A 13,671-nucleotide genomic window follows, 5' to 3' on the forward strand; every position below is an offset into this window, starting at 1 on the left:
GCGCGTGGTCGGGTGTCTTCCGGCCGCCCGTGCCTCGTGCGCCTTCCCTTTTTCGTAAAGCCACGGGTGTCGCGGCCATGAAGGTCACTGTCGAGCGGGCCGAGTTGCTCAAGTCTCTGGCGCACGTTCATCGTGTCGTCGAGCGGCGCAACACCATTCCGATCCTCGCCAACGTGCTGATGCGCAGCGATCCGCGCGGCCTCGCGCTGCGCGCCACCGATCTCGACATCGAGATCGTCGAGACGATCGCCGCCGAAGTGCAGCAGGAAGGCGCCACCACGGTGCCGGCTCACACGATCTACGACATTGTGCGCAAGCTGCCCGAGGGCGCTCAGGTGCTGATCGAGACGTCCGGCGATCGCGGCACGCTCACCGTGCGTGCCGGCCGCTCCCGTTTCGCGCTTCAGACCCTGCCGGAGAACGAATTTCCCGATCTCGCCGCGGGCGAGATGTCGCACAGCTTCACCCTGCCGGCCGGCGAGCTGAAGCGGCTGGTCGACAAGACTCAGTTCGCCATCTCGACCGAAGAGACCCGTTACTATCTCAACGGCATCTATCTGCATGTCGCTGATGCCGGCGGACCGGTGCTGCGCGCTGTTGCCACCGACGGTCATCGCCTCGCGCAGGCGCAGACCACGGCCCCCGCTGGGGCCATTGGCATGCCCGGCGTCATCGTGCCGCGCAAGGCGGTCGCCGAAATTCAGCGCCTGGCCGAGAATGCCGACGCCGAGGTCACGGTGGAACTCTCCGCCGCCAAGATCCGCGTGTCGCTCGATCGCGTGGTGCTGACGTCCAAGCTGATCGACGGCACCTTCCCCGATTATGGCCGCGTCATCCCGGTCGGCAATGACAAGACCCTCGTTGTCGACAAGGCCGACTTCGCCTCCGCTGTCGATCGCGTCTCGACCGTGGCGAGCGAGCGTGGGCGCGCGGTGAAGCTCTCCATTGCCGATGGCAAGCTGACCCTCTCCGTCACCAATCCGGATTCGGGCAGCGCTACCGAGGAGATCGAGGTGGAATACGCGGCCGAGCCGATCGATATCGGCTTCAACAGCCGCTATCTCCTCGACATCACCTCGCAGATTGAAGGCAGCACCGCCGAGCTGAAGCTCGCCGATCCGGGCTCTCCCACCCTCGTGCAGGACCCGGAAAAGCGCGGCGCGCTTTATGTGCTGATGCCGATGCGCGTGTGAGCTTGCTCGCGACGGTCACGGCACGCATCGTTCGCCTGCGGCTGACCGATTTCCGCAGCTACCATCAGGCGGAGATTCGGGCGGGCAAGGGTCCGGTCGTGCTGCTCGGCCCTAACGGCGCCGGCAAGACCAATCTGCTGGAAGCGATTTCCCTGCTTGCCCCTGGGCGAGGGCTGAGACGGGCGAGCCTCGACCATTTTGCCGCCCGAGGGCCGCAGGGGGTACCCGCATCGGGATGGGCCGTCGCCGCCATGGTCGAGGGTGCCTATGGCGAAGTGACACTCGGCACGGGGGTAGAGGCCAATGGTGAGGCCCGCGCACGGCGCTGCCGCGTCGATGGCGAACCTGTCGGCTCGGCTGCCGCCTTTGCCGCACATGTGCGCGTCGTCTGGCTGACACCCGACATGGATGGGCTGTTCCTCGGGCCCCCTTCCGAGCGCCGGCGCTTTCTCGACCGGCTCGTGCTGGCGGTCGATGCGGAGCACGGCGCGCGGGTGAACGCGCTGGAGCGGGCGCTGCGGGCGCGCAACCGTCTGCTGGAAGAACTCTCCGCCGATCCGCGCTATATCGACGCCGTCGAGCAGGAGCTCGCCGCGCTCGCCATCGCCGTTGCCGCCGCGCGGATGGAGACGGTACGCCGGCTTGCCGCCGGCATCGCCCAGGGGCGGGACGAGGGCGGTGATGACGCCTCGCCCTTTCCCTGGGCGACTGTGGCGCTTGAGGGAGAGGTGGAGCGCGCTCTGGCACGCGAGCCGGCCACCCTCGTCGAGGATCAATACCGGCTCGCCCTTCGCGCCGCACGCCCGCGCGACCGGGCGGCGGGACGCACGCTGGACGGACCGCACCTGACCGACCTCCTCGTCGGCCACGGCCCGAAGTCGATTGCCGCCGGACAGGGCTCCACCGGCGAGCAGAAGGCGCTTCTGATCGGCCTCGCCCTCGCCCATGCAAGGCTGGTCACTGAAATGACCGGCATTGCGCCGGTGATGCTGCTCGATGACGTCGTCGCCTATCTCGACCCCGCGCGTCGCATGGCCCTGTTCGCGTCATTGGAGGCGCTCGGCGGCCAGGTGTGGATGACAGGCGCGGACCCCTCCGCCTTCGCGGGGCTTCCGGAACGGGCCGAGCGCTTCGCGGTGACGCCCGGCCATGTTGAGCGCATTGGCTCGGTCTAGGCTGCATCCTTGAAAATAAAGGGAAAAACTCCTATATCTCCGTGGTCACGCGCGGCTGCGCAGGCACGCGCAACACGGCGTCTCGCCTTGAGACCCCCGCCGGCAGGATGAGGGTCGCCAGTCTGGCGCCCGCAGCCACGAAATAACCGCGCGATTGCGGTATAAACCTCCGTCACGTCAAACGAATCGAAGAGCTTCATTCATGTCCGAACCCGACAACGCACCGACCCCCACGGCAAACGGGGACGACTATGGCGCGCAGTCGATCCAGGTGCTTCGCGGCCTTGATGCCGTGCGCAAGCGCCCGGGCATGTATATCGGCGACACGGATGATGGCTCCGGCCTGCACCACATGGTCTATGAGGTGGTGGACAACGCCATCGACGAAGCACTCGCCGGCTATGCCGACGAGGTGACGGTGACGCTCAATGCCGAGGGTTCGGTAACCGTGACAGACAATGGTCGCGGCATTCCCACCGACATCCACGACGAAGAGGGCGTGTCGGCGGCCGAGGTCATCATGACCCAGTTGCACGCGGGCGGTAAGTTCAACCAGAACTCCTACAAGGTCTCCGGCGGCCTGCATGGCGTGGGCGTCTCGGTGGTGAACGCGCTGTCGACCACGCTCGACCTCACCATCTGGCGCAACGGGCAGGAGCACCATATGCGCTTCCGCCATGGCGACGCCGAGGCGCCGCTGGCCGTGAAGGGCCCGGCCCCCGCAGGCAAGCGCGGCACGATGGTCACCTTCGTGCCGAGCCCGAACACCTTCACCCACATCGAATTCGACTATGCGACGCTGGAACACCGGCTGCGCGAACTCGCCTTCCTGAATTCGGGCGTACGCATCGTGCTGACCGACGCGCGCCATCCCGAGATCAAGCGGGAGGAGATGATGTATGAGGGCGGCGTCGAAGCCTTCGTTCAGTATCTCGACCGCTCCAAGCAGGCGCTACTGCCAAAGCCGATCGTCATTCGCGCTGAACGCGATGGTATCGTTGTAGAATGCGCGCTTTCGTGGAACGACAGCTATCATGAAAACGTGCTGTGCTTCACCAACAACATCCCGCAGCGCGACCGTGGCACCCACTTCACCGGTTTTGCTGCGGCGTTGACCCGGCAGATTATCGGCTATTCCGAGCGTTCGGGTATCGCCAAGAAGGAAAAAGTCGACCCGACTGGCGAGGATTGCCGCGAGGGGCTGACCGCTGTCCTCTCGGTAAAGGTGCCCGATCCGAAATTCTCCTCTCAGACCAAGGACAAACTGGTCTCTTCCGAGGTTCGCCCGGTGGTCGAGGCGCTGGTCAATGACGCGCTCGGCAGCTGGCTGGAGGAACACCCCGGGGAAAGTAAGTCCTTGGTGACGAAGGTGGTCGAGGCGGCCGCCGCGCGCGAGGCGGCGCGCAAGGCGCGCGAACTCACCCGGCGCAAGAACCCGCTCGACGTCGCCTCGCTTCCCGGCAAGCTCGCCGACTGCCAGGAGCGCGACCCCGCCAAGTCTGAACTCTTCATCGTCGAGGGTGACTCGGCCGGCGGGTCGGCCAAGATGGGCCGCAACCGCGCCTTCCAGGCCATCCTGCCCCTGCGCGGTAAAATTCTGAACGTCGAGCGTGCCCGCTTCGACAAAATGCTCTCCTCCGAGCAGATCGGCACGTTGATCACGGCGCTGGGCACCGGCATTGGTCGCGACGACTTCAATGTCGGCAAGCTGCGCTACCACAAGATCATCATCATGACGGACGCAGACGTGGACGGCTCCCACATCCGCACCCTTCTGCTGACTTTTTTCTTCCGCCAGATGCCGGAACTTCTGGAACGCGGGCACATCTACATTGCCCAGCCGCCACTTTACAAGGTGACGCGCGGCAAATCGGAACAGTACCTGAAAGACGAGCGCTCGCTGGAAGACTACCTGATCACTCAGGGCCTCGACGAGGCGTCGCTCCTCCTCAAGACAGGCGAAGTGCGCGGCGGCGCCGATCTTCACCACGTCCTGGAGAGCGCCCGCTCCTTCCGCCATGTGATGAACGGGTTGCACCCGCGCTATAACCGTGCCGTGGTCGAGCAGGCGGCGATCGCCGGCGCCCTGACGCCCGGCCTCCTGATCGAGGAAGAGCGCGCCGCCGACATCGCCAAGGTCGTCGCCCGGCGCCTCGATCTCATCGCCGACGACACCGAGCGCGGCTGGGTCGGCGAGGGAGACGGTGCCGGCTTCCGCTTCACCCGCACCGTGCGCGGCGTGAAGGAGGTCGCGGCTCTGGACGCCACCTTCGTGGGTTCCGCCGAAGCACGTCGGCTCGACAGCCTCGCCGCCGACCTGCAGGAGGTCCATGCAGAACCGGCCACCATGCGCCGCAAAGGAACGGAAACGCTGGTCTTCGGCCCGATGGACCTGTTCGATGCCGTCACCGATGCCGGACGCAAGGGCATCGCGCTCCAGCGCTACAAGGGCCTTGGCGAAATGAATGCCGAACAGCTGTGGGAAACGACGCTTGATGTCGACGCCCGCTCACTGCTGCAGGTGAAGGTGAAGGAGGTCGCCGATGCCGACGACCTGTTCAACCGGCTGATGGGCGATGTGGTCGAACCTCGCCGCGAGTTCATCCAGGACAACGCCCTGCGCGCCAGCGTCGACGTGTGATGCTCGATGGAGAATGCGCCTGCGCCTAGCCGCGCTGGCGCAGAAGTGAGCGAGCGGCCACTCGCCGCTTGGCACTAGCGCACCATAGTTTGAAGCGACTTCCGCAACGACAGGAGCCGCTTCAATGCGCTTTGTGCATCACCGAACCAGCCGCCGTGCTCTCAGACGTGCCGGCCTGGCGGGTGGCCTTGCCACCCTTCTCGCCATATCCGCTCCCGCGCTCGCCCATCATGGCTGGAGCTGGGCGCAGAGCGAGCAGATGACGCTGGAAGGGACGATCAAGACCATCTCCATGGCGCCGCCGCATCCTTCTCTGCAGGTGACAGCGCAGGATGGCACGCTCTGGCAGGTCGATCTCGGCAATCCCCGCCAGACCGCCAATTCCGGTTTCACCGGGGATACGGCCAAACCGGGAGATGCCATCACCGTGCTGGGCAATCGCAACCGCGACGAAGCGAAGGCCCATATCAAGGCGGTGCGCATCACCATCGCCGGCCAGAACTACGACATGTATCCGGAGCGGATCGGCAGCAACTGAACGGCCATGGACGAACTGTCGAGCCTTCTCGCCGCGCTCGGTGGCTGGCCCGGCGCTCGTTGGCTGCGGGCGTCGTGGATCGCCTATCTGTTGGTGAACGCCGGTCACATCCTGGGTTTGGCGTTGCTGCTCGGCTCCATCCTCGTGCTCGACCTGCGGCTGCTTGGCGGTCTGCGGCAGGTGCCGCTGGCGGTCATCGCCCCGCTCCATACGCGCGTAGCCGCGATCGGTGTGGGGCTCGCGGTGCTGACCGGCCTATGGCTGTTCACGGTGCGACCCGCCGAATATGCGGAGAACCCCGCCTTCCTCGTCAAGCTGGCCCTGCTCGCGGCGGCGCTGGCGAATGTCGGGATCCAGCACGCCAATCCGGCCTATCGTCATGTACTGGCAGGCAAACCACTGACGGGCGGGGTGCGCGCCTCGGCGGCGGCTTCCGCCCTCCTCTGGCTGGCCATACTCGTCGCGGGGCGCTGGATCGGTTTTGCCTGAGGACCGGAGATGACCGGGCCAGCCCACTCGCCTTCGCTCACGCGCAGCTTTAGAGTGCCGGCCTCCTGTCGCGCCCGAGTTCACCATCATGACCTCCCTTCCCTCCCCCGCCCCGCGCACCGGCGCCCGTCTTCTTGTCGATGCCCTGCTCGCCAATGGCGTCTCCCGAGCCTTCGGCGTCCCCGGAGAGAGCTATCTCGACGTGCTGGACGCGCTGTCCGACAGCAATGTCGACTTCGTCATCTGCCGACAGGAGAGCGGCGCGGCGATGATGGCGGAGGCCTGCGGCAAGCTCACCGGGCGGCCGGGCATCTGCTTCGTCACCCGCGGGCCGGGCGCCACCAATGCGAGCGCGGGAATCCACATCGCGCAGCAGGATTCCACGCCGATGATCCTGTTCGTCGGGCAAATCTCGCGTTCCATGCGCGGGCGCGAGGCGTTCCAGGAGGTGGACTACCGCGCCGCCTTCGGGCCGCTCGCCAAATGGGCGGTGGAAATCGACGAGGCGGCCCGCATACCCGAGATCGTTTCACGCGCGTTCCGGGTCGCCATGCAGGGCCGGCCGGGGCCGGTGGTCATTGCCCTGCCCGAAGATGTGCTGAGCGAAATGGCGGCCGTGCCGGACGCCCCCGCCGTGGAGCCGGCCGAAACCTGGCCCGGCCTGTCCGACATGATGCGGCTCCAGCGCCTGCTGTGGGCCGCCAAACGGCCCGTGATGATCCTCGGCGGCGCGCGGTGGAACGAGCGGGCAATCGCGTCGGTGGAGCGCTTTGCCGAGCGGTTCGACCTGCCGCTGGCGGTGAGCTTCCGCCGGCAGATGCTTTTCCCGGCCGATCACGCCTGTTTCGCGGGCGATATCGGCTTTTCCGCCAACCCCAAGCTGCTCGCCCGGCTGAAGGCGGCCGACCTTGTGATCCTCGCCGGCGGGCGCTTCGGCGAGGTGCCCTCTCAGGGCTACAGCCTGTTCGGGATTCCCGATCCCGGCGTGCCGCTTGTGCATGTTCATGCCGATCCGGAAGAATTGGGGCGGGTCTATCAGCCCACGCTTGCCATCAACGCCTCCTCCGGCGCCTTCGCCGCGTCGCTGGAGGGCGTGCAGCCCCCCAACGAACTGCCTTGGGCTGACTGGCGGGCGCAGGCACGTGCGGATTATCTCGCATGGACCGACGAACTCCCCGCCAATCCCGGCGCGGTGCAGATGGCGAGCCTGGTTCGCTATCTCCGCGCCCTGCCCAGGGAGACCATCATCTGTAACGGCGCCGGAAATTTCGCCATCTGGGTTCACCGTTTCCATCGCTTTCGCGCCTATGGGACACAGCTGGCCCCGACCTCCGGCTCGATGGGCTATGGCCTGCCGGCGGCAGTGGCTGCGAAGATATCCCAGCCGGCAACACCGGTGGTCGCGGTCTGCGGCGACGGCGACTTCCTGATGACCGGGCAGGAATTCGCCACGGCCGTCCAATATGGGGCACCCATCGTAGCCGTCGTGGTCGACAACGGCATGTACGGCACCATCCGCATGCATCAGGAGCGCGAATATCCTACCCGCGTGTTCGGCACCACGCTGAGGAACCCGGACTTTGCCGCCTATGCCCGCGCCTTTGGCGGCTTCGGCGTGACGGTCGAGACGGATGACGCTTTCGTGCCGGCGCTTGATGCCGCCTTTGCCTCGGGTCTGCCGGCTATCGTGCATGTGAAGCTCGACCCCGAGGCGATCACGCCGACCACATCCCTCAGCGCGTTGCGGGCAAAGTCGCTGGCGGAGCGGTCAGGCGGCTAACGGCTCGTGCGGCTTCTGCGCAAGAACCGTGACCGGAGCGTGGGCGAGGCGGCGGGAGAGCCGGCGCTCCTGCACCAGCGGCCACCAGTCGAACAGGAAGATCTCCATCGGCCGCCAGTTCGCCACCCAGCCAAGGATGACGAGGCCTTCCATGACGACGCCGGCGAGGCGTGAACTGGGAAAGAGGTTCACCAGCGACTGGCCGACCAGGAGGCACAGGCCAAGAACCACAAGGCCGATGACCAGCGCCTTGCGACCCTGCGCGAACAGCGCCGATAATTCGTGGCTGCGCCGTTCCGCCTGATGCTCGAAATGCTGCCGGAAGACCGCCGGCAGGCTCTGCGCCAGGGAACCCTCCGCCTCTGTGCCGGGCAGGTGAATGGTGATGGCCAGTGCGACGTCGGGGGGTACGTCGAGGGCGTGCTCACGCACATACTCGTCCACCTCCCCGTCCAGGCCGCGCTCGCGGAAGGGAAACGGGTCGAGCATGTCGAGCAGTTGCTGCGGGTCATCGACCCGGAGGTCGATCTGTCCCTTGCGCCGCTTCGGCATGTCGCCCCACTCCCCGCCGTGTTGTCAGGCCGCGCCCTGGGCCAGCTCGCCGGCGAGCGCCCGGGCGATCAGCGCGCGCGTTTCCGGGATACCATAGGCCGCCACAAAGCCGCCGAAACGAGGTCCTTCTTTCTCGCCGAGCAGCAGCTCGTAGAGTGCGCTGAACCAGGCGAAGGTCACGCCCGGCCCGCCGCTCGGGCTCTTGCGCTTGTGGTCCTGGTAACGCGGCTCGGCGCGGCCGACATCGAGCACGGCGTTCTGGATCGCGTCTCGGTCGGTTCCGTCGAGTGGCGCCAGCGCCGCGTCGAGGCGGGCCAGCGCCTGCGCTTCCACCTCATCCGGCAGCCGGTAGCTGCGGCGCGGCTTCACCCGATCGATGAAGTAGCGCACGGCATAGCCGGCAAGCTGGTCAAGCGTTGGATGGGTCGCGGGCGAGGTGCCGGGCGCGTAGCGCTCGATGAAGCGCCAGAGCACAGCCTTGTCCTCGGCATTGGAGGCCGAGGCGAGCTTCAACATCAGGCCGAAGCTCAGCGGCAGTTCCTCCACCGGCGGGTTGCCGGAATGGATGTGCCACACCGGATTGCCCAGCCTGTTCTTCCAGTCCTGCGTCGGATAACGCGCCAGGAAGCCGAAATACTCGTCCACTGCCTTGGGGATCACATCAAAGTGCAGCTTCTTCGCCGAGCGCGGCGACTGGAACATGTAGAGCGCCAGGCTCTCCGGGCTGGCATAGGTCAGCCACTCGTCGATCGTCAGGCCGTTGCCCTTGGACTTCGAGATCTTCTGGCCGTTCTCGTCGAGGAACAGCTCATAGACGAAATGCTCGGGCGCCGTGCCACCGAGGATTTCGCTGATCCGGTCATAGATCGGCGCGTTGGTCTGGTGGTCCTTGCCGAACATCTCGAAATCGACATCAAGCGCGGCCCAGCGGGCGCCGAAATCCGGCTTCCACTGCAGCTTCACATGGCCGCCGGTGACGGGAACGGTCTTGTCCACCCCGTCCTCGTCGGTGAAGGTGACGGTGCCCGCCTTGGCATCGACGGCCTTGAGCGGGACATAGAGCACACGGCCTGAAATCGGCGAGATCGGCAGGAAGGGCGAATAGGTCGCCTGCCGCTCCTCACCCAGCGTGGGCAACATCACTTCCATGATCGCGTCGTATTTCTCCGCCGCCTTCAGCAGCACCGCGTCGAGCTTGCCGGAGAAATAGTACTCGGTCGCGCTGGCGAATTCGTAGTCGAATCCGAACGTATCGAGGAAGCGCCGCAGCATCGCATTATTGTGGTCGCCGAAGCTGGCAAAGCCGCCGCCGAAAGGATTGGGCACCTTGGTGAGCGGCATTTGCAGGTAAGGCTTCAGTGCCCCCGGATCCGGTACGTTTTCCGGAATCTTGCGCATGCCGTCCATGTCGTCGGAGAAACACAGAAGCCGCGTCGGAATCTTGCCCTCGGTGAGCGCATGAAAGGCGTGGCGCACCATGGTCGTGCGCGCCACCTCGCCGAACGTACCGATGTGCGGAAGTCCCGAGGGACCGTAGCCCGTTTCGAACAGGACCTCGTCTTTCGGTTTCCGCTTCAGACGCTCGACGATCTTGCGGGCTTCCTCGAACGGCCATGCGCCGGCGGATTCCGCCAGCGTGCGCAGTTCGACTGCAAAATCCTCGACCGGAGCGGTCGCCGTCATGATCTGCCCTCCTGGGCTGTGAACGCACAAATTGGAGGCCGCCCCGGGGCCCCGGAGCTTCGCCTCGGGCATGCTCTAGGTAGTGTGAGCGGCCGCGTCAATAAACGCTGATGGGGAACCAGCGCAGATAGAGGTCGGTATAGACCCCTTCCTCCCAGAGCTGGGCGAGGGCGTAGTTGAGCGACTGGCGCAGTGCATCATTGCCGCGCTTGACCGCAATACCCATGCCCTCGCCGAAATAGAGGCTCTCGGTGAAGGGGCCGCCGACAAAGGCACAGCACCCGGCCGATGCCGTGCCATTCAGCCACAGCGCGAGTTGCACACCATCGCCAAAGATAAGGTCGACATCGCCCTTCTGGAGGGCGGCCCGTGCCGCTTCAGCGTCGGCGAACTGCCGGATGGCGATCTCATTGAAGAAGTCGCGCAGATATGCCTCATGCGCGGTGTCGGCGACCACACCGACCGATTTGGAAGCCAGCGCGTCCGGCGTGACCTTTAGCGCCGGATCGCCCTTTCGACCGACGAACCGAGCGGGCGAGCGGAAATAGCGGTCGGAGAAATCAGTGCGCTCTCGGCTCGCCGCGGAGATGGCGATGCCCGCAATGGCGGCATCGGCCTTGCCGCTCTCCAGCGCCTCGACCAATTGCTCGAAGGGCAGGATTTCCAATGTGCAGCGAATGGCCAGTTCCGTGCAGATGGACCGGGCAACGTCCACATTAAATCCGGTCGGCCGACCGTCATCACCTCGGAAACTGAAGGGGGGGTAGTCCTCGGTGGTAACGAAGCGAATCTGAACCGGCAGGCGGGTCACATCCGGCCGCTCCGGCCGGCGCTTCGGGTCCCAGAAACCGGGAACCATCACCGTCCCAGCGGCGCTCGTTGATGACGGCGGTGGCGGCACAGATGTCGATTGAGCCCATGCTGCGCTTAACGGCGGCGCCAGTGCAACGGCGCCGGCAAACGCCATCAGTAAACAGGGCTTAACTACCGGAATAAAATACCGCACACTCGCCTCGCGCTGAGTTTGGCGGCTGCCCCGCCACCGCGATGTTCTACCGTCTTGGTGTCCACTAGGCGAGAGGGCCGCCGTATGACACACATGGTGCGCGGCCGCTCTTTCGAGCGGCTGGAAGCGCTGCACGAGGGTGACATCCCGGTCGAGGCTGTCGGCATAGCGCACCGGCTGGACCCTTCCGTTCTGTATCAGGCACTGCGCCGGGCGAACCGGATCGGAGTGGGTCTCGACGAGACCCTGCTCGCCGCAGGCTATGTCTCGCCCGACGAGCTTGCCCAGGCAGCGGCGCACGAGCTTGGCGTTGCCTTTGAGCCGCTCGACCCCGCCGTTTTCGCAGCGCCTGGACGGGTCAGCGCCAAGGACGTTGTCGCCATGCTGCGCAGCGGCGTGATGCGAACGGAGGACGGGCGACTTGTCGCCGCCGCCCGCGGGCTGCGGCTGCGCCGCCTGGCGGCGACGCTGGACGAGCGGCCGGAACTGCGCGGTCGGATTAGCCTGACAACGCCCGAGCGGCTGGCGGACTTCGTGCGGTGGCGCTTCGCGCGACAGCTCGGCTGGCGGGCCGCCTTCCAGCTGAGGGATCGCCAGCCGGAGCTGTCGGCGGGAACGCTGAGCGCTTCCCGCTCCCTCTTCGGCGTGGCCGCCTTCGCCTTGGCGGCCCTTTTCCTGACGACGACGACAACCTCCTTCTTCGGCGCATGGGTCCTGCCGGGACTGGTGGCTCTCATGCTTGTTGGCAGCGCGACGTTGAAACTCGCCGCGTGCACGGTCCCGCCGCAGGCCCCACCGCGCCCCGCCCGCGACGACGGGTCGTTGCCGGATTACAGCCTGATCGTCCCCCTCTATCGCGAGGCGCGGGTGGTGCCGCAACTGGTCGATGCACTTGACGCCATCAATTACCCCAGGGAAAAACTTCAGGTCCTCCTGGTCATCGAGGCCGATGACGAACCGACGGCGACCGCCCTGGCCCTGCACGCCCGTCGCCCCGGCTTCGAGGTGATCGTCGCTCCCGCTGTCGGGCCACGCACCAAGCCGAAGGCGCTGAATGCCTCCCTTCCCTTTGCCCGCGGCTCGGTGGTCGGCGTCTATGATGCCGAGGATGTGCCCGATCCGCTGCAGTTGCGGCAGGTCTGCACCGCTCTCCGAGCCCGGGGGAACGAGCGCATCGGCTGCGTGCAGGCGCGCCTCGTCATCGACAATCTGGCCGATGGCTGGATCCCCCGACAATTCGCCGCCGAGTATGCCGGCTATTTCGATGTCGTGTTGCCCATGCTCGACCGCTACCGGCTGCCACTGCCCCTCGGCGGCACATCCAACCATTTCCGGCGCACCGCCCTTGATGACGTCAGCGGCTGGGATCCCTTCAACGTCACTGAGGACGCCGACCTTGGCGTCCGCCTCGCCCGAGCGGGCTGGGGCACCGAAGTCATCGCCTCGACGACGGACGAGGAAGCACCGCGTCGGCTCGGTTCTTGGATGCGCCAGCGCACGCGCTGGTACAAGGGATGGATGCAGACCCTACTGGTGCATGCGCGACAGCCGCTGCTTATGGCCCGCACCGCAGGATGGCCGGGAACGCTGACGCTGCTTTTCCTGCTCGGCAGCGGAACGGCGGCGGCGCTGCTCCATCCGGTGCTGGTCGTTTCGCTGTTGCTGAATGTGATGAGAGAGCCACCTGCGAATCCCTCCGTTGTGTCGACCATGCTCGACGCCATCTGGTTCTGCGTGCTGCTTGCGGGACTTGTGGGCGTGGTGCTTTCCACCTTGATGGGTATGCGCCGACGCGGCATCCCGGGTATCGGCGGCGTTGCGGCGCTGATGCCGCTCTACTGGCTGATGATGTCGGCCGCCGCCTGGCGCGGCCTGATTGAGCTTGTGGTTGCTCCCACACGCTGGGAGAAGACCGAACACGGGCTGGCGAGGACCTCGCGCCGGCGGCAGCGATTGCGACCGGCCGTGCGGCTCAGAAGTAGCGGCGCAGTTCGGCCGCCGCCTCCTCTGGGGGCCGCTTTAAGTTGAACGGGGCGACGAACCGGCCATCCTTGTCCATCAGATAAACGATGGCCGTGTGGTCCATCGTGTAGTCGTCACCCTGGGTCGGCACCTTCTTGGCATAGGCGCGATAGGCCCGCGTGACGGCGGCGATCTGCTCCGGCGTGCCGCTTAGTCCCTGAATGCTCGGGTGGAAGCTCCCGAGATACGCCTTCAACACCTCTGGCGTGTCCCGCTCGGGGTCGACGGTGATGAACAGCCCCGTGGCCTTGCGGGCATCCGGACCCAACGCCTCGAAGAGTTGCGACATCTCATAGAGTGCCGTGGGGCAGATGTCGGGGCAGTGGGTGAAGCCAAAGAACACAAGGGTGGGGCTGCCGGCGTAGGTGTCCTGCGTCACCGCCTGCCCATCTTGGGCGACAAGCTGGTAGGGGCCACCGATCGTCACCTGGCTCGACACGGTGCCCGGTCCGGGCGGAAGCAGGGCAAGGGCGCTGGCGACGATGACGACGGCACCGACGACGAAGGCGGCGAGGAGCAGCAGAACACGACGGTTGGACATGGCACCACAGCAGGGCTCGGCGAGGCCGCAGGGGCCGCCGCCATGGATAAA

At 66.2% G+C, this 13,671-nt stretch carries 11 protein-coding genes; 7 read left to right on the plus strand and 4 right to left on the minus strand.

What is annotated here, in order from left to right:
- The first annotated feature begins 77 nt into the window (after positions 1-77).
- The 6 genes from dnaN (at position 78) to J2S76_RS08640 (ending at position 7,816) form a co-directional block, all read left to right on the plus strand.
- Positions 78-1,193 (plus strand): DNA polymerase III subunit beta, encoded by a 1,116-nt coding sequence (gene dnaN / locus J2S76_RS08615; RefSeq protein WP_307059484.1) that lies wholly within the window; start codon positions 78-80, stop codon positions 1,191-1,193.
- Positions 1,190-2,368 (plus strand): DNA replication/repair protein RecF, encoded by a 1,179-nt coding sequence (gene recF / locus J2S76_RS08620; protein ID WP_307059486.1) that lies wholly within the window; start codon positions 1,190-1,192, stop codon positions 2,366-2,368. Before dnaN ends, recF begins: the two co-directional genes overlap by 4 nt.
- Before the next feature lie 202 nt (positions 2,369-2,570).
- Positions 2,571-5,009 (plus strand): DNA topoisomerase (ATP-hydrolyzing) subunit B, encoded by a 2,439-nt coding sequence (gene gyrB / locus J2S76_RS08625; RefSeq protein ID WP_307059488.1) that lies wholly within the window; start codon positions 2,571-2,573, stop codon positions 5,007-5,009.
- Positions 5,010-5,133: 124 nt separating this feature from the next.
- Positions 5,134-5,547 (plus strand): DUF6152 family protein, encoded by a 414-nt coding sequence (locus J2S76_RS08630; protein ID WP_307059490.1) that lies wholly within the window; start codon positions 5,134-5,136, stop codon positions 5,545-5,547.
- A gap of 6 nt (positions 5,548-5,553) precedes the next feature.
- The gene (locus J2S76_RS08635) at positions 5,554-6,036 is read left to right on the plus strand and encodes a DUF6644 family protein (protein WP_307059492.1); all 483 of its coding nucleotides are present in this window, start codon (positions 5,554-5,556) and stop codon (positions 6,034-6,036) included.
- Positions 6,037-6,124: 88 nt separating this feature from the next.
- Positions 6,125-7,816 (plus strand): thiamine pyrophosphate-binding protein, encoded by a 1,692-nt coding sequence (locus J2S76_RS08640; RefSeq protein ID WP_307059494.1) that lies wholly within the window; start codon positions 6,125-6,127, stop codon positions 7,814-7,816.
- On the opposite strand, the gene J2S76_RS08645 is transcribed toward J2S76_RS08640, so the two are convergent.
- From J2S76_RS08645 to J2S76_RS08655, 3 genes are all read right to left on the minus strand, one after another.
- Positions 7,805-8,368, minus strand: coding sequence for a hypothetical protein (locus J2S76_RS08645; RefSeq protein ID WP_307059496.1), 564 nt, complete (start codon positions 8,366-8,368; stop codon positions 7,805-7,807). The two genes, J2S76_RS08640 and J2S76_RS08645, sit on opposite strands and share 12 nt — an antisense overlap.
- 24 nt (positions 8,369-8,392) lie before the next feature.
- Complete coding sequence (locus J2S76_RS08650) at positions 8,393-10,051, minus strand: lysine--tRNA ligase (RefSeq protein WP_307059498.1); 1,659 nt, start codon at positions 10,049-10,051, stop codon at positions 8,393-8,395.
- 97 nt (positions 10,052-10,148) lie between these two features.
- On the minus strand, positions 10,149-10,862 hold the full coding sequence (locus J2S76_RS08655) for a transporter substrate-binding domain-containing protein (RefSeq protein WP_307059500.1): 714 nt from the start codon (positions 10,860-10,862) through the stop codon (positions 10,149-10,151).
- A 279-nt stretch (positions 10,863-11,141) separates the two neighbouring features.
- Here J2S76_RS08655 and J2S76_RS08660 point away from each other — a divergent pair, with 279 nt between their 5' ends.
- Positions 11,142-13,085 (plus strand): glycosyltransferase, encoded by a 1,944-nt coding sequence (locus J2S76_RS08660; RefSeq protein WP_307059503.1) that lies wholly within the window; start codon positions 11,142-11,144, stop codon positions 13,083-13,085.
- On the opposite strand, the gene J2S76_RS08665 is transcribed toward J2S76_RS08660, so the two are convergent.
- Positions 13,030-13,620 carry an SCO family protein gene (locus tag J2S76_RS08665; RefSeq protein ID WP_307059505.1) on the minus strand — a complete coding sequence of 197 codons (591 nt, stop codon included), beginning with the start codon at positions 13,618-13,620 and terminating at the stop codon, positions 13,030-13,032. The genes J2S76_RS08660 and J2S76_RS08665 overlap by 56 nt on opposite strands.
- Positions 13,621-13,671 lie beyond the last annotated feature (51 nt).

This window comes from Ancylobacter vacuolatus (assembly GCF_030813595.1).
GTDB lineage: Bacteria > Pseudomonadota > Alphaproteobacteria > Rhizobiales > Xanthobacteraceae > Ancylobacter > Ancylobacter vacuolatus.